Here is a 21,749-nt window from a genome sequence, read left to right as displayed (position 1 = left end):
GCCGAGCACTTCCCGAACCGTGAGAGAAGGAGCGAGCTTTCATGTCCGTACTTGTGACCGCAGCCCGAAGAGCCGCGGCGGCCCTGGCGGTGGGGGCGGTGGCGTTCACCTCCGCCCCCGCGAGCGCCGCGTCGCAGGACGCGGCCGCGCCCGAGGCGCGCACCCAGGTGACGATCGCCCCCATCGACCTGAACGGCCCTGCCATCTCGGAGGTGAAGGTCACCGTCACCAACGCGGGACCCGAGCGCCTGAGCCGGCTCAATGTCACCTTCAACGGCCCCGCCGGCTGGGCCGTGCAGCCCGCGGCGGTCAGCGTCGACGGAACGTACAAGCCGGGTGCCACGGCCACGGCGGAGTTCCGGATCCAGGTGCCCGAACAGCGCACGGGGTTCGTCATGCGCACGTTCACGGCCACCGCCACCTACAAGGGAGGCGACGGCCAGGGCACCGCCACCGGCACGCGGGTCGAACGCTCCGGTACCGCGCTGGCCCGCCTCTCCGACGCGTACAACAAGGTCGCCATCACCAACGAGAACGACACCAAGGCCGGTAACTACGACGGCGAGGGCAACAGCTTCTCCGCACAGAAGCTCGCCGCGGTCGGGCTGACGCCCGGAGCGTCCGTCAGCGCCCTCGGCGCCCAGCTGACCTGGCCTGCCGCGGCCCCCGGCACCAAGAACAGTGTGTCGAGCACCGGACAGGCCGTGAAGCTCGCCGGCAAGGGCAGCAAGCTGGTCTTCCTCGGCTCCGGCGTCGGCTACGGGGCCGCCGGCACGGCGACGGTGATCTACGCCGACGGGTCGAGCACCACCGGGTCGATCGGCTTCCCCAACTGGTCGTTCCAAGAGGACACGGCACACGGCGCGACGCTTGTGAAGTCGTCGGACGGCCGCAACCGTCCGGATGGGTACGGCAACGCGGGCATCGCCTACCGGGTCTTCGCCCACTCCATCGCCCTGGACCCGGCCAAGCAGGTCGAACTCGTGGTGCTCCCGGCCAATGCCAGCATCCACCTCTTCGACATCGCGTTGGCTCCGTAACTCCCCTCGAACACCACGTGCGCCGGCCGGCGGAGGACACATCCTCCGCCGGCCGGCGCGGTTGTTGAAGCATCCCCGTTGCCGATGCCGATAGGGGGCACGGCGGCCCGGTCCTCCCCGGGAGGATCTGTGAGCAGCCAAAGGCGTGGCACAGTCTGCGCGGCGGCCACCGAGGTCTGAAGGCGGCGAAGCACCGGGGCTGTACGCAGCTACGCCAACCACGCTCCGCAGCAGGCGATTTGACCGTGCGGCGCGCGGCAGCCGACATGAACTGCCTTCTTCTCACAGGCATGCCCCGCCTTCGCGGAAATGCGCTCCGATCCATTGCCATCCAATACCCCTAGGGGGTATGTTTTCTCGCGTTCAGGGATACCCCCCAGGAGTATGTGAGGTGAGTGAGATGTCCGCAACATCGCCGCAGCCGTCCCCGCGCAGATGGTGGGGGCTGGCACTGATCGCCATGGCGCAGTTCATGGTGATCATGGATACGTCCATCATTGGAGTGGCCCTGCCCGAGATGCAGACCGACCTGGGGTTCACCCAAGGCAATCTGTCCTGGGTGTTCAACGCCTACGTCATCGCGTTCGGCGGACTGCTGCTGCTGGGTGGCCGGCTGTCCGATCTCCTGGGCGCCAAGCGGGTATTCAGCGCCGGCTGGGCGGTGTTGGCCGTCGGGTCGCTGATGGCAGGGCTCGCGAACGAGGTGTGGGTGGAGCTGGCCGGGCGCGCCGTGCAGGGCGCCGGCTCGGCGCTGATCGCACCCTCCGCGCTGACCTTGCTGATGATGCTGTTCGGATCCAACCCGAAGGAGCTGACCAAGGCGTTCGCCCTCTACGGCGCGGCCGCGCCGGCCGGCGGCACGGCGGGCGTCTTCCTGGGCGGCGTCATCACCCAGTACACGAACTGGCCGTGGGTGTTCTACCTCAACATCCCCGTTGCCGTGCTCGCCCTGGTGGCGACTGTGGGCCTGATGCCCTCCGCCCCACCCGCGCGCGGCTCGATCGACATTCTCGGCGCGCTCACCGTCACCGCCGGCCTCGGCGCCATCGTCTACGCGGTGGTCCGTGCCCCCGAGGTCGGCTGGGCAGCGGGCGAGACCTGGCTGGTGATGACCGCAGGAATCGCCCTGACCGGGCTGTTCGTCGCTCGTCAGGCCAAGAGCCGTGCCCCCCTGATGCGGCTGAGCATCCTGCGCACGCCCAACCTCGCCGGCGCCAACCTCGCGCAGCTGCTGCTGGCCGGGGCGTGGATCCCGATGTGGTTCTTCCTGAACCTCTACCTCCAGCAGGTTCTCGACCTGGGAGCCTTCGCCTCCGGAGCCGCCCTGCTGCCGATGACCGGCGCGGTGATGCTGATGATGATCGTGTTCGCGCCCCGGTTCATGAACCGCTTCGGGCCGCGCACGATGATCGTCTCCGGCATGGTGGCGCTCGCCGCCGGCATGCTGTGGCTGTCCTTCGTCCGCCCCGACGGCTCCTACGCGGTCGATGTGCTGCCCGCCTCACTGCTCGCCGCCGTCGGCATGTCGCTCGCCTTCATCCCCTCCCTCGGCACGGCCATCTCCAGCGCCCGCCCGGAAGAGGGCGGCCTGGCTTCCGGCATCGTCAACACCAGCTACCAGATCGGCTCCGCCCTCGGCCTGGCCGCGATGACCGCCATCGCCGCCTCCCAGGGCGCCGACCAGCTCGGCAACGCATCCGCCCTGACCGACGGATTCTCCGCAGCCTTCCTCGGTGCCTCCGCCATCGCCGCCGCCGGAGCCGCCCTCGCCCTCACAACGCTGCGCGCCAAGCAGCCGGCCGCGCAGCCCGAGCCGGAAACGTCCCCCGCCGCCTGACCACCAGCCGACGCTCTCACCGCACACGCGATCGGCCGCGAATCCTGCAGGGTTCGCGGCCGATCACTGGCACACGCGCAGGTCCGCCCGGCACACCATTCCGGGTCGGCCCCGGCGGCGGTCCCTGCGGATCACGCAGCCGGAGCGGCACCAGGACCTTATTCCCGGATCGGGCCGGGCTCTCCGACCGGGCTCGATTCCGAAGAAATGCCCTAGGCGCCGGGGGTGCGGGACGGGCTGTCGGGCGGCCATGGAAGGCTGTGCGAACGCCGTGACCCAAACGGCTCCTTGCCACCCCCCGTGACACCCCGAGGGATACGACGTGAGATCGCACCGAAAAATATGGACCACGGCTGCCGTCACGACGGCAGCCGTGGCGGGTTTCGTGGTGTTTCAGAACGTGACCGGCGACTCCGCGAATGACAGTGACAGCAAGGCCGGTCCGGTCAGGACCGACGTACGGAAGACGGAGCTGAAGGTGGCCGCGGACGGCAGTTCCGCGTCGCTCGGCCGGCGGGACACCGCACCGTTCAGCATGCTGGGGGTCACCTGGACCGACCCGGCGGCGAAGGTGACGGGAGCGGTCGAGGTACGGACCAGGTCGGCCGCGAACGGCACCTGGACCTCCTGGACGCCGCTGGAGACCGACGTCCACGGCGGTACGGACGCAGGCCGTTCCGGTGGCCGCGGGTCTACCGAACCGCGGTGGGTCGGCCCGTCCGACGGCGTCGAGGTACGCGTCACCGCGGGCGCCAAGGTCTCCGCGAAGTTGCCCGCCGGGCTGCGGCTGGACACGGTCGACCCCGGCAAGGGCCCGTCGCTGCACGCGGCCCCGGTCGCCTTCGCCGCCGAGACCGACGCCCCCACCGACGACCCGTCGTCGTCCGAAACCCCCTCGGCCGATCCGACGGACACCCCCGAACCGACCCCCACGGTCACGGAGTCCGACACCCCCCCGGCAGCCGAGGCGCCGCCCGTGACACCTTCCGAGACGGCCACGAACAGCCCCTCGCCCACGGCGAGCGACAGCTCGCCGACCGCGAGCACCTCGCCGTCCGCGTCACTGCCGCCCGCGCCGCAGTCGACCGTGCCCAAGCCACCCATCGTCTCGCGTGCGGGCTGGGGCGCCGACGAGTCGATCAGCCCGGAGGCGCCGGAGTACAACCCCACGCTCAAGGCCGTCTTCGTCCACCACACCGCAGGGACCAACGACTACTCCTGCGCCGACTCCGCGGCGATCGTGCGCAGCATTTACGTGTACCACGTCGTGCTGATGAAGGACCCATGGAAGGACATCGGCTACAACTTCCTGGTCGACAAGTGCGGGACGATCTTCGAGGGCCGCAAGGGCGGCGTGGACCGGCCGGTCCTCGGCGCACACACCTACGGCTTCAACCGTGAGTCGGCCGGTATCGCCGTCCTCGGCACCTACACGAACACGGCCGCTCCGAGCGCGGTGACCACCTCGGTGGCCCGGATCGCCGCGTGGAAGCTCGGCCAGTACAAGGTCGACCCGGCGGGCACCACGATGCTCACCGCGGGTGATGACGGCAACAACCTCGCGGGCACGAAGTTCGTCCTGGGCACGAAGTACTCCTTCAAGACGATCTCCGGCCACCGCGACGGCTTCGCGACCGAGTGCCCCGGCACCAAGCTGTACGGGCAGCTGCCCGCGATCCGCAGCCTCGCCGCCGGTCCCGTCACCGGACTGGCCATCAAGTCGGTGACCGGCGCCACCCTGTCCGGGACGTCGTACTACACCAAGTCCGCGATCACGGTCGGCTGGTCGGCGAGCACGCCGAGCGCCTTCATCTCCAAGTACGAGCTGCTGGTCGACGGCAAGAGCGTCGCCACCGCCGCGGGCACCGCCACGTCGGCGAAGGCCACCCTCGGCGCCGGCACGCACACCGTCCAGGTCCGCGCCACCCACCAGTCGGGGAAGACGACCCTGTCCGCGGCGGCGACCGTGGTCGCCGACCAGACGGCGCCGAGCTTCACCACCAAGCCGAATCTCGCGCTGCGCACCGGCACGGTGAACACCACCGCCGTCCCGCTCACCCTGAAGTGGAAGGCGACCGACACCGCGTCGCTCAAGGAGGTCCGGCTGACCGCTCCGGTCGCCAAGACCTACGGTCCGACCACCACGAGCGCCTCGCACACCGCGAAGTCCGGCGTGGCGACCACCTGGTCCATGAGCGCCTACGACCTCGCGGGCAACACCTCGGCCGCCTCCGTCTCCGGCACCCCGGTCATCCTCCAGGAGACCTCGGCCACGAAGACCGGCACCTGGACGACCAAGTCCTCGTCCTCGTACCTGGGCGGCAAGTCGTACTCCAGCTCCTCCAAGAGCGCGAGCCTGAGCTGGACGTTCACCGGCCGTTCGGCCGCCTGGGTGGTCTCACGCGCCGCCACATCCGGCCAGGCGTACGTGTACGTCGACGGCACGAAGGTGGCCACGGTCGACCTGAAGTCGTCCACCACCAAGTACCGCGACGCCCTGTGGACGAAGAGCTGGTCCACCAGCGCCAAGCACACCGTCAAGATCGTCGTCGTCGCCACCTCGGGCCGTCCGGCGATCACGACGGACGGTCTCGTCTACCTCAAGTAGTCGCGACGGTCCGCTGACTGACGTACCCGCATGACCTGAGCCCGGCTCCGCGCACCTGTGTCGCAGAGCCGGGCTCAGGCGTTCCGCCGGCCGCGTCGCCTACCAGGCGAAGGCCTCCGGCGACGGACCCGGGCCCGGGAAGATCTCGTCCAGGGACGCGAGCACCTCGTCCGACAGATCGAGGTCCACCGCGCGCACCGCCGAGTCCAGCTGCTCCCGCGTGCGCGGGCCGGAGATCGGTCCCGTCACGCCCGGGCGGGTCAGCAGCCAGGCCAGCCCCACCTCGCCCGGCTCCAGGCCGTGCTTGTCGAGCAGGTCCTCGTACGCCTGGATCTGCGCCCGCACCGTGGTGTTGGCGAGCGCGTCCGCGGACCGGCCGGACGTCGAACGGGCCGCGCCTCCCTCGCGCTCCTTGCGGATCACACCGCCGAGCAGTCCGCCGTGCAGCGGGGACCACGGGATGACACCGAGTCCGTACTCCTGCGCGGCCGGGATGACCTCCATCTCGGCGCGGCGCTCGGCGAGGTTGTAGAGGCACTGCTCGCTGACCAGGCCGTACGAACCGAGGCGCCGGGCGGTCTCGTTGGTCTGGGCGATCTTCCAGCCGGCGAAGTTGGACGAGCCGGCGTAGAGGATCTTGCCCTGCTGGATCAGTACGTCGATGGCCTGCCAGATCTCCTCGACCGGGGTGGAGCGGTCGATGTGGTGGAACTGGTACAGGTCGATGTGGTCGGTCTGCAGCCGCTTGAGGCTGGCGTCGACGGCCCGCCGGATGTTGAGGGCGGAGAGCTTGTGGTGGTTGGGCCAGGCATCGCCTTCCGCGGCCATGTTCCCGTACACCTTGGTGGCGAGAACGACCTTGTCGCGGCGTTCGCCGCCCTGGGCGAACCAGGTGCCGAGGATCTCCTCGGTACGGCCCTTGTTCTCGCCCCAGCCGTAGACATTGGCGGTGTCGAAGAAGTTGACGCCCGCGTCCAGCGCGGCGTCCATGATCGCGTGACTGTCGGCCTCATTGGTCTGCGGGCCGAAATTCATGGTGCCGAGGACAAGTCGGCTGACTTCGAGTCCGGTGCGTCCGAGCTGCGTGTACTTCATGGGCACCAAGCCAACGCCTTCGAGTCCGCTCGAGGCAAGGGGCCGGTGGACGCACAACATCATGCTGGACAACCCCGAGGCGTTCGCGAGGGAGACCGCCCAGGGGTTGGGGCTCGCCTGACGGGAGCCGGTGCCGGCCGCTCAGCCGCCGAGCGCGGCTGCCACGGCGACGACGGCGAACATCAGCACGAGCACGGCCGCCATGATGCGGTTTCTGGTCTTCGGGTCCACCCGTCGAGCCTAACCGCACCGCTCAGCGTCCCAGCGGCCAGGATGCGACCACCTCGTACCGCGGCTGCTCCCCCGGTACCCCGGAGACCGGCAGATTGCTGCGTACGAGAGCGACCTCGCCGACCTCCCACGGTGTGCCCTCGAAGGTGTCCAGTGCCTCCAGATAGGGGCGCAGGTCCGCCTCGGCGCGGCTGCGGGCGAGGGTGAGGTGCGGGGTGTAACGGCGGTGCTCGTCCATCGGCACGCCGGCGCGGCGGGCGGCGGCGTCGGCGCGCTCGGCGAGGAGTCTCAGCGTGTCGAGGCCGCCCGCGGCCCCGGCCCAGAGCACATGGCCGTCGAACCGGCCGCCGCGGTGGATGCGCAGCGGGAACCGCTCGGTGTGACCGGCGGCGCGCGCCAGCCGCTCGTGCAGATCGGGCAGCAGCGCGTCGTCGACCACACCGAGGAAGGCGAGCGTGAAGTGCCATGCGTCGGTTCCGGTCCAGCGCAGGCCACGGGCGCCCGGAAGGCTGTGCAGCGGGGCGACGGCACGGCGGAGCTCCGCGATGGCGGTGTCGGGCGGCAGGACGGCGACGAACAGTCTCATGCGGCTCATGAACCGAGTGTCGCACCGTAGCGGCGTGTCCCGGTCACCGTGCGTATCGTTGTATGAGCGGCTGCCCCGCGCCCGCACGGCAGCGGCGAGGCGCGGCACGATGACCGTCGTGGACACCGACAGGATCGAGATGGCCGAAGAGCGCGACGAGCGGACTCTGGACTCCATGTTCGCCGTGCTTTTCGGCACAGACATCGACCTCACCGACACCTCCGCCGGTATCACCCTGCGAACCGACGAGTTCCCACGCGACTGACGTACTCCGCACATGCAGCGGCCCCGAGCGGCAGGTTCACCGGTCGGGGCCCTGTCACGTCCGTGACGGACCGGCCTCAGGCCGCCGTCGCCAGCTGCTCGCGCGGGACGAACCGCACATGCGGGTGGCCCGGCCGCAGGTCGACCTTGAGGCGCAGGCCGCCGACCCGGGCCAGCATGAAGCCGACGCCGAGCGCGGCCAGCAGCGAGAACGCGCCGCCGACCGCCATGGCGGTCCGGACGCCGTACGCGTCGCTGATCCAGCCCACGACCGGGGCGCCCACCGGCGTACCCCCGACGAAGACCATCATGTACAGGCTCATCACCCGGCCGCGGACGGCCGGGTCTGCCGCCATCTGGACGCTGGTGTTGGCGATGATGTTGGTCGTCAGGCCGATCATGCCGATCGGGACCAGCAGAATCGCGAAGAGCCAGACGGACGGCGACAGGGACGCGATGATCTCCAGGAGACCGAACGCGGTGCCCGCCGCCACCAGCATCCGCAGCCGCGAGGAGCGGCGGCGGGCGGCGAGCAGGGCGCCGGCCAGGGAGCCGGCGGCCATGAGGATGTTGAAGAACGAGTACATCCCGGCGCCGCCGTGGAAGATCTCATCCGCGAAGGCGGTGAGCCAGATCGGGAAGTTGAAGCCGAACGTGCCGACGAAGCCGACGAGGACGATCGGCCAGATCAGCTCGGGGCGGCCGGAGACATAGCGCAGCCCCTCGCGCAGCTGCCCCTTGGCGCGCGGCACGACGACCGCCTTGTGCAGTTCGCCGGTACGCATCATCAGCAGACCGATGAGCGGGGCGAGGAACGACAGACCGTTGAACATGAACGCCCAGCCGCTGCCGACGGTGGTGATCAGGACACCGGCGACGGCGGGGCCGATGAGCCGGGCGGACTGGAAGTTGGCCGAGTTCAGGCTGACCGCGTTGCGCAGCTGGGCCGGGCCGACCATCTCGGAGACGAACGACTGGCGGGCCGGGTTGTCGACGACCGTGACCATGCCGAGAAGGAAGGCGATCAGGTAGACGTGCCAGACCTGGACGACTCCGGAGAGCGTGAGGACGGCGAGGGCGATGCCGCAGAGACCGAGCGCGGCCTGGCTGACGAGGAGGAGCTTGCGCTTCGGGAGCCGGTCGGCGATGACGCCGCCGTACAGGCCGAAGAGCAGCATGGGAAGAAACTGGAGGGCCGTGGTGATGCCGACGGCGGCGGCGGACCCGGTGAGGCTCAGGACGAGCCAGTCCTGCGTGATGCGGGACATCCAGGTACCGGTGTTGGAGATCACGGCGCCCGTGGCGAACAGGCGGTAGTTGCGGATCTTCAGCGACGAGAAGGTCCCGCCGGGCTTGCTCTCGTGGGTGGACGTCGGTGCGGGGGCGGAGTCTGCTCCGGATCCCGTACTCAAAAGGGTTCGCCTCCTCGGCGTGGACTTTTCACTGACTGACGAGGCAGTGACGGCGGTACCGGACCGTGGTCCGGTACCGCCGCTACAGGTGGGCGAGCTTCTCCAGTACGGGCGCGGCCTTGCGCAGCGTCTCCCACTCTTCCTCGTCCAGGCCCTCGGCGAGAGTGGCCAGCCAGGCGTTCCGCTTGGAGCGGCTCTCCTCGAGCATGGCTTCGGCCTGCTCGGTCTGGCTGACCATCTTCTGACGACGGTCATCGGGGTGCGGTTCCAGTCTGACCAGCCCCTTGGCCTCCAGCAGCGCGACGATGCGGGTCATCGACGGAGGCTGCACGTGCTCCTTGCGGGCCAGCTCACCGGGAGTGGCGGAACCACAGCGGGCGAGCGTGCCGAGCACCGACATCTCGGTGGGGCTCAGCGACTCGTCGACGCGCTGGTGCTTGAGGCGTCGGCCCAGCAGCATCACGGCGGAGCGAAGGGAGTTCACGGCGGCCGCACTGTCGCCGTCGTGGATCAGGTCAGGCATGTTCATTAGGGTAACTCATTACCCTTTCTAAAGACCATTCGGTGGTACACGCGCACCAGATCGCTCACCCGAACGAGTGAGTTGGATGCGGAAAGTGACGACAAGCGACCTCGGAGGCCTGACCCTGCTTGCCATGGGATCGACAGTGCTCAGCCTGCGGCTTGACGGTGAGCTGCTCAACCGGCTCCGGCAGCACGCCGCCAAACGCGGAATGAGCGTCCAGGACTATGTGGTCCGGACGCTCATTCGGGACGACTTCGACGAGCGCTTCAAGACGGCCGTCGACGAGACGCAGAAGTTCTACGGGGCGGAAGAGGTCACGTGAGGCCGAGAGACGGCATCGCGTAGTAGAAGACGAAGACCGCCGACACGACGTACATGGCCACCGGCACCTCGCGCCAGCGCCCGGCCGCGACCCGCAGCACGGAGAAGGCGATGAAGCCGACGCCGATGCCGTTGGTGATCGAGTAGGTGAACGGCATCATCACCATGGCCAGGAAGGCCGGGATGGCGAGCGTGTAGTCGCTCCAGTCGATGTCCCGCACCGAACCCGCGATGATCAGGAAGCCGACGGCCAGCAGCGCCGGGGTGGCCGCCTGCGACGGGACCATGGTCGCCAGCGGCGTCAGGAACAGTGCCCCCGTGAACAGCAGGCCGGTGATCACGCTCGCGAAACCGGTGCGGGCGCCCTCGCCGACGCCCGCGGTGGACTCCACGAAGCAGGTTCCCGCGGAGGCGGAGCTCGCACCGCCCGCGGCGACGGCGATGCCGTCCACGAACAGCACCTTGTTCATGCCGGGGAAGTTGCCGTCCTTGTCCATCAGCTTGGCCTCGTCGCCGACGCCGAGGATGGTGCCCATCGCGTCGAAGAAGCAGGACAGCAGCACGGTGAAGACGAACAGGATGCCGGTGAGCACACCGACCTTGTCGAAGCCGCCGAACAGGCTGACGTGGCCGATCAGCCCGAAGTCGGGGGTGGCGACCGGATTGCCCGGCCACTGCGGCACGGTCAGACCCCACGCCTCGCCCGGCAGATCGGCGACCGCGTTGATGATCAGCGCGACGACCGTCATCGAGACGATGGAGATGAGGATCGCGCCCGGAACCTTGCGGACGATCAGCGCGAGGGTGAGCAGCGCGCCGAGGACGAAGACCAGGACCGGCCAGCCATGGAGGTGGCCGCCGCTGCCGAGCTGGAGCGGCACGGTGGTGTGCGCGGCGTCCGGGATGCGGGAGACGAAGCCCGAGTCGACCAGACCGATCAGCAGGATGAAGAGACCGATACCGATGGCGATGCCCTTGCGGAGCGACGTCGGTACCGCGTTCATCACGCGCTCGCGCAGCCCGGTCGCGACCAGCAGCATGACGACGATGCCCGCGAGGACGACCATGCCCATCGCGTCCGGCCAGCTCATCCGGGGGGCGAGCTGGAGGGCGACGACGGTGTTGACGCCGAGGCCCGCGGCCAGCGCGATCGGCACGTTGCCGATGACACCCATCAGGAGCGTGGACAACGCGGCGGTCAGCACGGTGGCGGTGACCAGCTGGCCGCCGTTGAGCTGGTGCCCGTACATGTCCTTCGCGCTGCCGAGGATGATCGGGTTCAGCACGATGATGTACGCCATCGCGAAGAACGTGGCGAATCCGCCACGGATCTCGCGCGCGACCGACGACCCCCGCTCGGAGATCTTGAAGAAACGATCCAGGCTGCCGTGCGGCTGCGGAGCCGCAGGCTGCTTGGAGGCGACCGGAGCGGTGGCCGAGGGGGACATGTATGACCTCAGTCGTACGTAGAAAGGAGAAAAGAATGGTCAGCTTTGGACTTTTACACGAATAAATCGAGCCAGCCATAAGCAGATTCAGTATGAATACATAAGGCGAAGATCGCTATCTCCGCGCGTAGACCCATGGGCCGACTAGCCCGAGGGGCTTTGCATACGGGCCGCATAGACTGAGCCCATGGCGAAGTGGACACCGACACACGAGGCACCCGAGCCCCTGGAGGGGCCCGTCGTCGCCACCATCACCGGCGGCACGATCCTCTGGTTCGTCCTCTTCCTTGTGCAGCTGCCGTTCTACGGCTGGTTCGACGACCACGGTCACGCATGGTGGATCTGGACGTGTCTGGCCGGTGCCGGGCTCGGACTGATCGGTATCTGGTACGTGCGGGGGCGCGACGCGGCGATCAAGCGGGCAGCCGCCGCGGCCGGACGGGCCGACGCGTCCGGCACCACCGCCGAAGGTCAGGGCCGGCCCTGAATTCCGTGCCACCCAAGGACCATTCCGCTCCTCCTCCGGTCTGATCTTCAACCCCCCGACGGGTGAACCGGATGTTCTACCCGTACCGTCGGAACCATGACGCAGAGGGCACTTCGCTCCTCCGGGGAGCACACACCCGGCCGGCCCCGGCCGGCCAGGATCGACGCCGGCTCCGAGCTCGACCCGGTCCACCCGATGAAGCTTCCCGCCCCGGCCGTCCGCGCGAGGGGGCTGACCGCGGCCGAGGTGGCCGAGCGGATCGCCCGCGGCGAGGTCAACGACGTACCCGTCCGCTCGTCCCGCTCCATGCGCGAGATCGTCCGCGCCAACGTCTTCACCCGGTTCAACCTGATCATCGGCGTGCTCTGGCTGATCATGCTGTCCGTCGCGCCGATCCAGGACAGCCTCTTCGGCTTCGTGATCATCGCCAACACAGGCATCGGCATCTTCCAGGAGTGGCGCGCCAAGAAGACCCTCGACAGCCTCGCGGTCATCGGCGAAGTGAAACCCACGGTCCGTCGCGACGGGGTCGCGGCCGAGATCTCCACCTCCGAGATCGTCCTCGGCGATCTCATCGAACTCGGACCCGGCGACAAGGTCGTGGTCGACGGCACGGTGGCCGAGACCGACAACCTGGAGATCGACGAGTCCCTGCTCACCGGCGAGGCCGACCCCGTACTGAAGCAGGCGGGCGACCCGGTGATGTCCGGCAGCTTCGTCGTCGCGGGCGGCGGCGCGTTCTCCGCCACCAAAGTCGGCCGCGAGGCCTACGCCGCGCAGCTCGCCGAAGAGGCCTCCCGCTTCACACTCGTCCAGTCCGAGCTGCGCAGCGGCATCAGCATGATCCTCAAGTACGTCACCTGGATGATGGTGCCGGCCGCGATCGGCCTCATCATCAGCCAGCTCGTCGTCCACAACAGCAACGTCCAGGACTCGATCGCCCGCACCGTGGGCGGCATCGTCCCGATGGTCCCCGAGGGCCTGGTCCTGCTCACCTCGGTCGCCTTCGCGATCGGTGTCATCCGGCTCGGCCGCAAGCAGTGCCTCGTGCAGGAGCTGCCCGCCATCGAGGGTCTCGCCCGGGTCGACGTCGTCTGCCTGGACAAGACCGGCACGCTCACCGAGGGCGGGATGGACGTCACCGAGGTGCGGGCGCTGAACGGCGCGGACGACCCGTACATACGCCGGGTGCTGAGGTCCCTCGGCGCATCCGATCCGCGGCCCAACGCCAGCCTGCAGGCAATCATCGACGCGTACCCGTCCCCGAACGGCGAGGCATGGCGGTGCACGGAGGCACTGCCGTTCTCCTCGGCACGCAAGTACAGCGGCGCCGCGTTCGTCGAGGCCGACGGGCGGTCGTCGACCTGGCTGCTCGGCGCGCCCGATGTGCTCCTCCCGAACCAGGACCCGGCGCTCGACGAGATCGAGCAGCTCAACGAGCAGGGGCTGCGGGTGCTGCTGCTGGCGCGCGCCGAGGGCAGACTGGCGGAGCCGGAGATCGCCCACCGGGCCGTACCGACCGCGCTGATCGTGCTGGAGCAGCGGCTGCGGCCGGACGCCGGGGACACGCTGCGCTACTTCGCCGACCAACGGGTCGCCACGAAGGTCATCTCCGGGGACAACGCCGTCTCGGTCGGCGCGGTCGCGGGCAAGCTCGGTCTGCCCGGCGCCGAGCACACGCTGGACGCGCGCCGACTGCCCACGGACCCGGACGAGATGGCCACGGCCATGGAGGAGAACGCGGTCTTCGGCCGGGTCAGCCCGCAGCAGAAGCGTGAGATGGTCGCCGCCCTCCAGTCCCGCGGACACACGGTCGCGATGACGGGCGACGGGGTCAACGACGTGCTGGCGCTGAAGGACGCCGACATCGGCGTCTCGATGGGTTCGGGCTCCGAGGCGACACGCGCCGTGGCCCAGATCGTCCTGCTGAACAACAGCTTCGCGACGCTGCCGTCGGTGGTCGCGGAGGGCCGCCGGGTGATCGGCAACATCACCCGGGTCGCGACCCTGTTCCTGACGAAGACCGTGTACTCGGTGCTGCTGGCGATCCTGGTGGTCTGCTTCCAGGTCGAGTACCCGTTCCTGCCCCGGCATCTGACCCTGCTGTCGACGCTGACGATCGGCGTCCCGGCGTTCTTCCTGGCCCTCGCGCCCAACAAGGAGCGGGCCCAGCCGCACTTCGTCCGCAGAGTCATGCGGTACTCGGTGCCCTCCGGCCTCATCGCGGGCATCGCCACCTTCGTGACGTACATGATCGCCCGGCACTACTACACGGGGGCAGGTGCGCTGGACGCGGAGACCAGCGTGGCGACGCTCACGCTGTTCCTGGTCTCGATGTGGGTGCTCGCGATCATCGCCCGGCCGTACACGTGGTGGCGGATCGTCCTGGTCGCGTCGATGGGAGCGGCGTTCCTGGTCGTGCTGGTGGTGCCTTGGCTGCAGAACTTCTTCGCGCTGAGGCTGGTGGGCGCGGTCATGCCGTGGACGGCGGTGGCGATCGCGGTGGTGGCGGCGGCTGCCCTGGAGCTCACCTGGAGACTGATCAGCCGCCGCTTCCCCGCGTAGCTGCTACCGCACGTCGACGAAGTCACCGGCGGTGGTGACGGCCGGGGTGGTGGACGTACCGGCGAAGCTGTAGCGCCAGTAGCCGTCGACCGAGGCGGTGACCGTGGTCTTCAGGCTGCCGGTGCTGCTCGACTTGATCGTCTTCACCGTGGTGTACGTGGAGCCGGTCTTCTTGCGGAACTGGAGCTTGACCGCCTGACCGGAGTAGCCCGCGTAGGCGTGCGTCTCCCAGTTGGCGCGCGACAGCTTGCCCGTGACCGTGATGGTCCTGCCCTTCTTGACGGGCTCCGGGGAGGCGTTGACCGTCAGCTTCGACAGCCGCTGGATCTTCGCCGTGGTGTAGGAGTCGTAGGACGTGCTGGAGCCGTCCTTGGCCTCCGCGCCGGCGAGGACGTGCCAGGAGCCGGCCAGCGCGTTCTTCGTCAGATCGGCCTTCGGGTCGATCGTGATGGTGTACGAGCAGGTGGAGGTGGTGGCGCTCGCTGCCTTGCAGGTCGCTTCCTCCTCGTTCGGCAGCAGCGCGCCGTCCATGCCTTCGTCCGGGTTCTTCCCGTGCCACAGGATCACCCAGCCGTCGGCTATGCCGGAGGCGTGCGAGGCGGTGACCGACACGGTGATGGTCTTCGCTGCCGTCGTACCCAGGACGGTGTTCTTGCCGCCGTTGACGGCGACCTTGGAGATGACGGGGTCCGCCGTCGCCGCGTGCGCGGCCGGGACGGCGAGGGCGGACAGGATCAGGGTGCCGGACGCGGCGGCGACAGTGGCACGAATACGCATGTCTTCTCCGGTGGAGAAAGGGGTCCGCCGGGCAGGTGGCGTGGTGGCTCCGGCCGCGGCGGGACCCGATGGGTCAGTGCGTCCGCGGACCCGGCGGGCCGGACGGGGACGCCTGGGGTGGGGGCACGAGAAGCGGGACCCCCTTCCGGAGATCCCGCTTCTCGTGTGGACCACGTGTGGTCCGAGCCTGCAATCAGGCGTGGAACTACCGCACGTCGACGTAGTCACCCGCGGCGGAGACGGCCGGGGTGGTGGACGTGCCGGCGAAGCTGTAGCGCCAGTAGCCGTCGACCTTGGCCGTGCTCGTGGTCTTCAGGGTGCCGGTGCTGCTCGACTTGATCGTCTTCAGCGTGGTGTAGGTGGAGGTGCCCTTCTTGCGGAACTGGAGCTTCACCGGCTGGCCCGCGTAGCCGTGGTAGGCCAGGTCGTCCCAGTTCGCACGGGAGAGCTTCCCGGTGATCGTGACGGTCTTGCCCTTCTTCACGGGCTCCGGAGCGGCGTTGACCGTCAGCTTCGAGAAGCGCTGGAGCTTGGCGGTACCCAGGCCGTCCTGAACCGCGAAGTCGATCTGGTTGGGGTCGGGGTTGGTCGGGTCCTGGCCGTTGTAGTCGACGGCGAAGCCCATCGCCTTCCACGTCGTGGCGTCGGCGTTGCCGATGAGGTCGTAGTACGGCGAGATGGCGATCTGCCCCTTGCAGGTGGCGACCGTCGAGGAGACGGCCTTGCAGGTGGGGGGCTTGGCGCCGTAGAGCTCGTTCGTCGGAACGTTGAACGAACCGCGGTAGAGCGCGACGTCGAGGAAGAAGTCGGCGCCGAAGATGTCCACGTCGGCGGCGTGCGTCACGGTGTACGTGGTCGCCACGGTCTTCGTGCCGGAGGTACCCACGGCGATCGGCTTGCCGCCGTTCACGGTGAGCTTCGAGAAGGTCAGGTCGAGCGGGGCGCCGACGGTCCCGGCGGCGGTGACGGAGCGCGCGCCGGACTTCGCACCGGACTGCGCGCCGGACGCGGCCTGAGCGGCGCGCGCGGCATCGAGGGTGGTGGAGTGGTGCGCGTCGGCGGCCTGAGCCGCAGACGGAACGACGAGGGCGGAGAGAGCCAGGGCGCCGGTTACAGCGGCCACGGTGGCACGAATACGCATGTTTCATTCCCCAATGTGGAGAAGGGGCCCGCGGAGGTCGTCCGTTCCCGGACCCAAGGTCGTCTGTGAAGCCTGGTGACTTCACAGATCGAGACTCCTGGGACGGGTGAACGGTTGTATGGCCCGTGGGGATTTTTGCGAATGCGTGATCCTGCCCGGGTATTGACGCGTTCCGCCCCTCCGCCCCGTCAGTCGAACCAGCGGTCGCGCGCCAACTCCTCCGTGCGCGAGGGATCCTGCAGCAGAGCCGCGACCTCGAAACGGCGCGGCCACTGGCCCGCCGCCCAGGCCAGCCCCGCCGCGACACCCTCCAGCGTCGAGGCGTGGACGGTCCCGTCCGGGGTGCGGCGCCAGTCCAGTTCGACGCCGCCCGCGCGGAGTTCGCCGTGTTCGACGTACGTGTCCGGGGTACCGGCGCCGAGCAGGATCCGTACCGACTCCGGCACCTGGTGCTCCTCGCCGTCCGTCGTCACCTCCGCCTCGACGGTCTCGCCGAGCCGCCGCACCTGGAACAGCTCGGCCAATTCCGCGGCGCGCGCCGGGGCCACCGGCAGGAGCGGCAGACTGCCCGTCAGCGGAAGCAGGTCGGGGGCGTCCGCGATCAGCGCGTCGGCCGCGTCGACGACCCGTACCTCGCCGTCGACCACGGCCCGCAGCTCGTCGGGCAGCGTGACCTGTTCCGGGTCGAGATCGGCCAGCGCCGTGTACAGCTCGTGGAGTTGTACGGCCCCGACCGGACGGTCCTCGTCCGCGAGCCGGCCGAGGAGTTCCGCCGCACCGCCCGGCTCGTCGAGGAGCGCGGCGACGGAGGTCCGTACACCGAGGGCATGCAGCACCTGGGCGTCGTCGAAGCCGGTCGCATCGGTGGAGTCGTACAGTCCGGACAGCCGCGGGTCGCCGCCCGCGGCCCGCAGCCCCGCCGGGCGGCGGCCGTCGAGCACCGGGTGGTCGCGCAGCCACCAGGCGGTGTACGGGCGCACGGATTGGGTCGTGCCGTCCGGGAGCAGCACCCGCACCGGCTGGGTCAGCGCGTCGCGCAGCGGCGGCCGGGAGAGCAGGGCGAGTGCCTGCGGCCAGGCGTCGTCGTCGACGAGGTCCAGGTCGCGGACGGCGACGAGTTCGGTGGCGACCGGCGGCACGGAGACCCGCCCGTCGCCCGACCACCATCCCTCGTCGTCACCGCTGCGCGGCGGCAGACTCAATTGCAGCTGGTCGAGAATGTCCTCGCACCACACGTCGACGGCGTCGAGCAGTCCCGCGTCGTCGGGTTCGGCGAAGTCGCCTTCGCGTGGATCCAGTTCGTCGGGGTCGAGGACGACATCGGTGGCCCGGACGAGCGCGAAGGTGGCCAGCACCCCGCAGGCGGTCAGCGGCTGCTCACCCCAGCGGTCCGCCAGCTCCTCGTCGCAGAGCGCGAGTTCGTCCTCGCGCATGATGCTCGCGAACGGGCTTCCCGGCAGCACGAGTTCACCGGCGGGTGTGGGCTCACCGTCCTCGTCGGGGAGGGCCAGGGCACCGAGCCAGGGTTCGTCGCCCGGCTCGAGGCCGGCGTCCTGGACGAGCGTGAGGACGGTGTCCGCGAGCTCTTCCGCGTCCAGCGCGTCCTCGTCCCACACCTCCCCGGCGTCCAGCGAACCGGCGACGGCCGCACGCACCTGCGGGGTCGTCAGCACCGCGCGCGGGGTGGCGGGCAGGGCGCCCAGCTTCTCCAGGAGCGGATGGGCGGCATCCGGATGCGCGACCTTCAGCCCGAGCCGGGCCAGCTGGCCCAGGACCGGGCCGGTGAGGGCGTCGGGGAGCGGCAGGAGAACCTGGCGGGGGCCGATTGCGGTGCGGGGTGGCGCGATGTCCGGGGCGCCCACCGCGTTCTCCACCGCTCCGGCCAGCGGGACCGGGAGTCCGGACAGCCGGTCGGGGTCGATTCCCGACAGGCTCTCGTACAGCCGCTGCCACCAGGCGGGTTCGCGCTCCAGACCGGCGAGCCGGTCGATCGCCTCGGTCAGCGGGACCCGGGCGACACCGAGGGTACGCAGTTCGCTCCGGCGCTCAAGTCCCGCGGGCAGCAGGCACGGCAGCACCTCGGCAAGCACCTGAACGGTCTCGGCGCCCACCCCCTCCACGACCTCTGCCTCGATCGGCCGCAGCGCGGTGGTGGCCACCCGGACGCTCTCCGTCCCGGCGTCCCAGGCGTCCCACTGCTCGGGTTCGGCGGCGGCGTCGCGCGGAGCGGCGGGCTCCAGGAACGCGACGCGCGACAGCCGGTCCAGGATCGCGCCGCGCACGGCACCGTCCAGCGCGCCCTTGCCGAGCGGGCCGGGCACGAGGTCGAGAGTGGCGATGGACACCGGATGCCAGTCGGCGAGCAGTTCGGCGTACGCGTCGGCCGCGCGCTGCACCAGGAAGTCGGTGAGCGGGCCGGGCGCGGGGTGACGGCGGGTGGTGTCGAGCGGCAGTGACGCGATGAGCAGGGCGGGAACGCCGAGGGGCTCGTCGGTGGGGGTCGGCGCGTGGACGACGGGGGCGGTACGGGGGTACACCGGCGCCCCTTCCACGTCCACGGGCACCGCCCAGGTCACCGACCAATGGGGGCGCAGCCGTTCCTCCAGTGGGCGGTCGGCAAGCAGGGCCGGCTCGATCGGCCCGTGCTGGGCGACGGTGCGCCAGCGGTTCGTGCCGTATGCGGAGTCGTCGATGTGTGTGTACGGGCCGTGCTGGGAGCGGCGCAGCGTCCGTAGGTCCTCGGGGGTGTCGATGACGACCTCTTCGAGACCGCCGAGCGTCAGGAGGAGCGCGTCGTCGACGGCGGCGAGCAGCCGTCCGACGAGGTCCTCGGCGACGCCGTCGCGCAGCGGCAGGACGACGACGGTGTCGTACCCGTCCGGTGCGGTGCCCTCGGCGGGCAGCGGAAGACGCAGCAGCGGTACGTGGCCGTCGCGGCGGCGGAGTTCGTCACCGAGGCCCGGGCTGCCGACGGCGGCCTCGCGGGCCAGGTCACGGGCCTCGGCGAGGGACCAGCGGACGCCGCCGTGCCGGCCGATGACGGCGGGCTCGTCGCTGACCGCGAGGACAGCGGCGAACCCGACGCCGAACCTGCCGACGGCGGACTCGTGCCCCTCGCGCTTGGCGGAGGCACGGAGCGTGCTGAGCGATTCGACGCCGGTGGCGTCGAGGGGGGCGCCGGTGTTGGCGGCGGCGAGGACGGCGGGTCCGGTGTCCGAGGCGGGGTGAAGGGTGAGACGGAGCCGGCCGGGGACGCCGGCGCGGGCGGCCGCATCGGCGGCGTTCTGGGCGAGCTCGACGACGAGGCGGTCGCGGTACCCGCCGAGCGCGAGGTCCTCCTCGGCGTTGGCGTCCTCCCGGAACCGGGCCGGACCGGCGCCCCAGGCGTCGAGCACGCCGCGCCGCAGCCGTGCCGTCCCGAACGGATCGGCCCCCTCGGTCGCATTCATGCTCACGCTCTGACTCCGCTCTGTCCGGTGACGCGTTACCCGTGTACGGCAGGGGTGTGTGCGCGCCTGCGTGCGCGTACACCCGTGCCGCCAGTGTGCGCCCGAAGGTACCGCGACCGGCAATCCTGCGTGGCGTGGCGTCGGGGCGCCGCCCTTGTCCGCCTTCGCCGGGCAGGCGTGAAATGCCCCCGGCACGGCGCCGCCCGGGTCACGTCGCCTTCAGGGCACGGGGGACCTTCTCGGCGAGCCGAAAACGACGGCGGGGCCGCGAACCCGGCTAGTGCCGCGGCAGGCAACGATTGCCCGTGAAGGAGCGGCGTCCGGTGCGTGCTCTCGGCGTGCCGGGCGTCGCGACGGGGCGAACGTTGCCTGCCGCGGCACTGGTCCTCGGCGCCTTGCCCTCAGTCGCCGGACCGGGCTCGATTCCGCCCCCGAAGACCGCACCCCGGCCCCACTCAGCCCGTCCGGCGCTTGAGGACAACACACCCGTCGGAAGCCCCGAGGCCGCACCGCAGCGCGCAACCCAGGCCACATCCAGCCCGTCCGGCGCCTGAGGACAAAGCACCCACCGGGAGCCCCGGAGCCGCCGCGCGCGACCCCCGGGTACCGCAAACCCGGACCCCAGCGACCAGAAGCGTCAGGAGTGGCCCAGGTCCTCCGACGGCTCATCCGGTTCCACCGGGACCGATCCGCTGTCCCGCGCCGGGCGCAGCGGGTACTCGTCCACCTGCATCGTGTCCAGCGCGTGCGGCGCCGGCTTCGGCGGCTTCGGCATCACCGCTGCCTCCGAGTGCCCACCGCAGCCGTACGACAGGGAGACAACATGACCGTCCGCCGGGCCGAACTCGTTCGCGCACACGCCGAACGCCTGCCGCAGCGAACCCGCCAGCGGCACCAGGAAGGCGCAGGTGACACAGGATGCCGGTGCCGCCTGAGCCATCGGCGTCTTCGGGCCGAATGCCTCGTCCCAGCGGTCGGCCGCGGCATGCAGCCCGTACCGGGACAGCACCCGTGCCCGCCGCATGCCGAGCTCTTCCGCGAGCGCGGCGATGGAGCCGCGCCTCGTCGTCTCCGGGCGCGTGGTGAGTTCCGCGTCCTCCGCGTCGACGAGGTCGGCCATCTCCTCCGACATCTCGGAGGCCACCGAGTTCGGCGCCGGCTCGTCCTCGCCGCTGTACCCCGGCTCCAGACGCAGATCCTCCGCCTCCGTCGGCAGCAGATCACCGGGTCCCATGTCGCCGGGCCGCAGCCGCTCGCTCCATGGCACCCACTCGGGAGCCAGCAGCGCGTCGGTCCCCGGCAGCAGTACCGCCTCGTCGAGCGTGACGACCTTGGCACGGGAGGCCCTGGCGACCGTCGCCGCCCAACGCCAGCCCTTGTAGCCGGGCTCCTTGCACTCGAAGTAGTGCGTGACGACCCGGTCCCCCTCGGAGACCAGGCCCACGTGCTCACCGACCTCCCCCGGCGCGGCCACTTCCTCGGCCGCCGCGCGCGCGAGGTCTACCGCCTCGGCGCACAGACGGTCGGGGGCAGGGGTACGGGCAGTACGGCTTCGCGTCGTAGCAGCACTCACAGGTCTCGCTTCTCTCCATACGCCGTCTCACGAGTGCGCCAGCAGATCCATCGATTTCGGCCATGACGGTCGCGGGCGGAGCGGACCTGGGGGCCGCGTCGACGTCCGCACCCGTTGTGCCTGCCTCGGGCGCGCCTTCTGCTATCCATTCTGCGGGATCGCCGAGAGGCGCGCGGCCAAGAACAACCGCCGGGGGCGCGCTACGCACGCTACCCTCTCCGCAGCTCCCCGCCCACCTCCCGTCCCAAACGATGGGGTATCCACCGCGGTGTCCGGGCCGAGCAGTCACAGGAATGCCCTGTCGGCAGGGTGCCCGCTGACCCGACAGGGCGGCGAACCCCGAGACCCGTACCGTTCTCGGTTCGTTACCGCAGTGACTGGGGCACTAT

General features: G+C 70.3%; 16 protein-coding genes. 7 read left to right on the top strand and 9 right to left on the bottom strand.

Annotated features, from left to right (window positions below; all coding sequences use genetic code 11):
- Positions 1–41 precede the first annotated feature (41 nt).
- The 3 genes from ACNPQM_RS18920 to ACNPQM_RS18910 all read left to right on the top strand — a co-directional run bounded on the left by ACNPQM_RS18920 (position 42) and on the right by ACNPQM_RS18910 (position 5,485).
- On the top strand, positions 42–1,040 hold the full coding sequence (locus ACNPQM_RS18920) for an NEW3 domain-containing protein (protein WP_418084911.1): 999 nt from the start codon (positions 42–44) through the stop codon (positions 1,038–1,040).
- 400 nt (positions 1,041–1,440) lie between these two features.
- Positions 1,441–2,877, top strand: coding sequence for an MFS transporter (locus ACNPQM_RS18915; RefSeq protein WP_418084910.1), 1,437 nt, complete (start codon positions 1,441–1,443; stop codon positions 2,875–2,877).
- A gap of 322 nt (positions 2,878–3,199) precedes the next feature.
- The gene (locus tag ACNPQM_RS18910; RefSeq protein WP_418084909.1) at positions 3,200–5,485 is read left to right on the top strand and encodes an N-acetylmuramoyl-L-alanine amidase; all 2,286 of its coding nucleotides are present in this window, start codon (positions 3,200–3,202) and stop codon (positions 5,483–5,485) included.
- Positions 5,486–5,584: 99 nt separating this feature from the next.
- On the opposite strand, the gene ACNPQM_RS18905 is transcribed toward ACNPQM_RS18910, so the two are convergent.
- A complete protein-coding gene (locus ACNPQM_RS18905; protein ID WP_418084908.1) occupies positions 5,585–6,580 on the bottom strand; it encodes an aldo/keto reductase in 996 nt (331 codons plus the stop codon).
- A 253-nt stretch (positions 6,581–6,833) separates the two neighbouring features.
- A complete protein-coding gene (gene thpR / locus ACNPQM_RS18900) occupies positions 6,834–7,397 on the bottom strand; it encodes an RNA 2',3'-cyclic phosphodiesterase (RefSeq protein WP_418084962.1) in 564 nt (187 codons plus the stop codon).
- A gap of 118 nt (positions 7,398–7,515) precedes the next feature.
- Here thpR and ACNPQM_RS18895 point away from each other — a divergent pair, with 118 nt between their 5' ends.
- Positions 7,516–7,662, top strand: a complete 147-nt coding sequence (locus tag ACNPQM_RS18895; RefSeq protein WP_418084907.1) for a hypothetical protein — start codon at positions 7,516–7,518, stop codon at positions 7,660–7,662.
- 76 nt (positions 7,663–7,738) lie between these two features.
- Here ACNPQM_RS18895 and ACNPQM_RS18890 read toward each other — a convergent pair whose 3' ends face one another.
- Together ACNPQM_RS18890 and ACNPQM_RS18885 are read right to left on the bottom strand one after the other, a co-directional pair.
- Positions 7,739–9,073: an MFS transporter gene (locus tag ACNPQM_RS18890; protein ID WP_358862347.1), complete on the bottom strand. Its 1,335-nt coding sequence runs from the start codon at positions 9,071–9,073 to the stop codon at positions 7,739–7,741.
- Between the two features lie 82 nt (positions 9,074–9,155).
- The gene (locus ACNPQM_RS18885; RefSeq protein ID WP_358862348.1) at positions 9,156–9,596 is read right to left on the bottom strand and encodes a MarR family winged helix-turn-helix transcriptional regulator; all 441 of its coding nucleotides are present in this window, start codon (positions 9,594–9,596) and stop codon (positions 9,156–9,158) included.
- Between the two features lie 85 nt (positions 9,597–9,681).
- On the opposite strand from ACNPQM_RS18885, the gene ACNPQM_RS18880 reads away from it, so the two are divergent.
- Positions 9,682–9,921 carry a hypothetical protein gene (locus ACNPQM_RS18880; protein WP_418084906.1) on the top strand — a complete coding sequence of 80 codons (240 nt, stop codon included), beginning with the start codon at positions 9,682–9,684 and terminating at the stop codon, positions 9,919–9,921.
- Here ACNPQM_RS18880 and ACNPQM_RS18875 read toward each other — a convergent pair.
- Positions 9,914–11,368 (bottom strand): NCS2 family permease, encoded by a 1,455-nt coding sequence (locus ACNPQM_RS18875; protein ID WP_418084905.1) that lies wholly within the window; start codon positions 11,366–11,368, stop codon positions 9,914–9,916. The two genes, ACNPQM_RS18880 and ACNPQM_RS18875, sit on opposite strands and share 8 nt — an antisense overlap.
- Positions 11,369–11,555: 187 nt before the next feature.
- On the opposite strand from ACNPQM_RS18875, the gene ACNPQM_RS18870 reads away from it, so the two are divergent.
- Both ACNPQM_RS18870 and ACNPQM_RS18865 read left to right on the top strand, forming a co-directional pair.
- Positions 11,556–11,855: a DUF2530 domain-containing protein gene (locus ACNPQM_RS18870; RefSeq protein ID WP_418084904.1), complete on the top strand. Its 300-nt coding sequence runs from the start codon at positions 11,556–11,558 to the stop codon at positions 11,853–11,855.
- A 96-nt stretch (positions 11,856–11,951) separates the two neighbouring features.
- Positions 11,952–14,420, top strand: coding sequence for an HAD-IC family P-type ATPase (locus ACNPQM_RS18865; protein ID WP_418084903.1), 2,469 nt, complete (start codon positions 11,952–11,954; stop codon positions 14,418–14,420).
- Between the two features lie 3 nt (positions 14,421–14,423).
- On the opposite strand, the gene ACNPQM_RS18860 is transcribed toward ACNPQM_RS18865, so the two are convergent.
- From ACNPQM_RS18860 to ACNPQM_RS18845, 4 genes are all read right to left on the bottom strand, one after another.
- Positions 14,424–15,197, bottom strand: a complete 774-nt coding sequence (locus tag ACNPQM_RS18860) for a DUF5707 domain-containing protein (RefSeq protein ID WP_418084902.1) — start codon at positions 15,195–15,197, stop codon at positions 14,424–14,426.
- A gap of 205 nt (positions 15,198–15,402) precedes the next feature.
- Positions 15,403–16,338 carry a hypothetical protein gene (locus ACNPQM_RS18855; RefSeq protein ID WP_418084901.1) on the bottom strand — a complete coding sequence of 312 codons (936 nt, stop codon included), beginning with the start codon at positions 16,336–16,338 and terminating at the stop codon, positions 15,403–15,405.
- Between the two features lie 188 nt (positions 16,339–16,526).
- Complete coding sequence (locus ACNPQM_RS18850) at positions 16,527–19,787, bottom strand: sacsin N-terminal ATP-binding-like domain-containing protein (RefSeq protein WP_418084961.1); 3,261 nt, start codon at positions 19,785–19,787, stop codon at positions 16,527–16,529.
- 637 nt (positions 19,788–20,424) lie between these two features.
- Entirely contained in the window at positions 20,425–21,360 is a 936-nt protein-coding gene (locus tag ACNPQM_RS18845) for a DUF3027 domain-containing protein (RefSeq protein ID WP_358862355.1), read from the bottom strand.
- Positions 21,361–21,749 lie beyond the last annotated feature (389 nt).

It is taken from the genome of Streptomyces sp. NPDC056231, assembly GCF_048270745.1.
Classification (GTDB): Bacteria; Actinomycetota; Actinomycetes; order Streptomycetales; family Streptomycetaceae; genus Streptomyces.
Note: the sequence above shows the minus strand (reverse complement) of the source record. Positions and strands in the feature narration are given on the sequence as shown.

Excerpts from the sequence above, each read along its gene's own strand:
- thpR (WP_418084962.1), bottom strand. The coding sequence starts at position 7,397 with ATGAGACTGTTCGTCGCCGTCCTGCCGCCCGACACCGCCATCGCGGAG.
- ACNPQM_RS18850 (WP_418084961.1), bottom strand. The coding sequence starts at position 19,787 with ATGAATGCGACCGAGGGGGCCGATCCGTTCGGGACGGCACGGCTGCGG.
- ACNPQM_RS18860 (WP_418084902.1), bottom strand. The coding sequence starts at position 15,197 with ATGCGTATTCGTGCCACTGTCGCCGCCGCGTCCGGCACCCTGATCCTG.
- ACNPQM_RS18875 (WP_418084905.1), bottom strand. The coding sequence starts at position 11,368 with ATGTCCCCCTCGGCCACCGCTCCGGTCGCCTCCAAGCAGCCTGCGGCT.
- ACNPQM_RS18870 (WP_418084904.1), top strand. The coding sequence starts at position 11,556 with ATGGCGAAGTGGACACCGACACACGAGGCACCCGAGCCCCTGGAGGGG.
- ACNPQM_RS18905 (WP_418084908.1), bottom strand. The coding sequence starts at position 6,580 with ATGAAGTACACGCAGCTCGGACGCACCGGACTCGAAGTCAGCCGACTT.
- ACNPQM_RS18915 (WP_418084910.1), top strand. The coding sequence starts at position 1,441 with ATGTCCGCAACATCGCCGCAGCCGTCCCCGCGCAGATGGTGGGGGCTG.
- ACNPQM_RS18855 (WP_418084901.1), bottom strand. The coding sequence starts at position 16,338 with ATGCGTATTCGTGCCACCGTGGCCGCTGTAACCGGCGCCCTGGCTCTC.
- ACNPQM_RS18880 (WP_418084906.1), top strand. The coding sequence starts at position 9,682 with ATGCGGAAAGTGACGACAAGCGACCTCGGAGGCCTGACCCTGCTTGCC.
- ACNPQM_RS18920 (WP_418084911.1), top strand. The coding sequence starts at position 42 with ATGTCCGTACTTGTGACCGCAGCCCGAAGAGCCGCGGCGGCCCTGGCG.
- ACNPQM_RS18885 (WP_358862348.1), bottom strand. The coding sequence starts at position 9,596 with ATGCCTGACCTGATCCACGACGGCGACAGTGCGGCCGCCGTGAACTCC.
- ACNPQM_RS18865 (WP_418084903.1), top strand. The coding sequence starts at position 11,952 with ATGACGCAGAGGGCACTTCGCTCCTCCGGGGAGCACACACCCGGCCGG.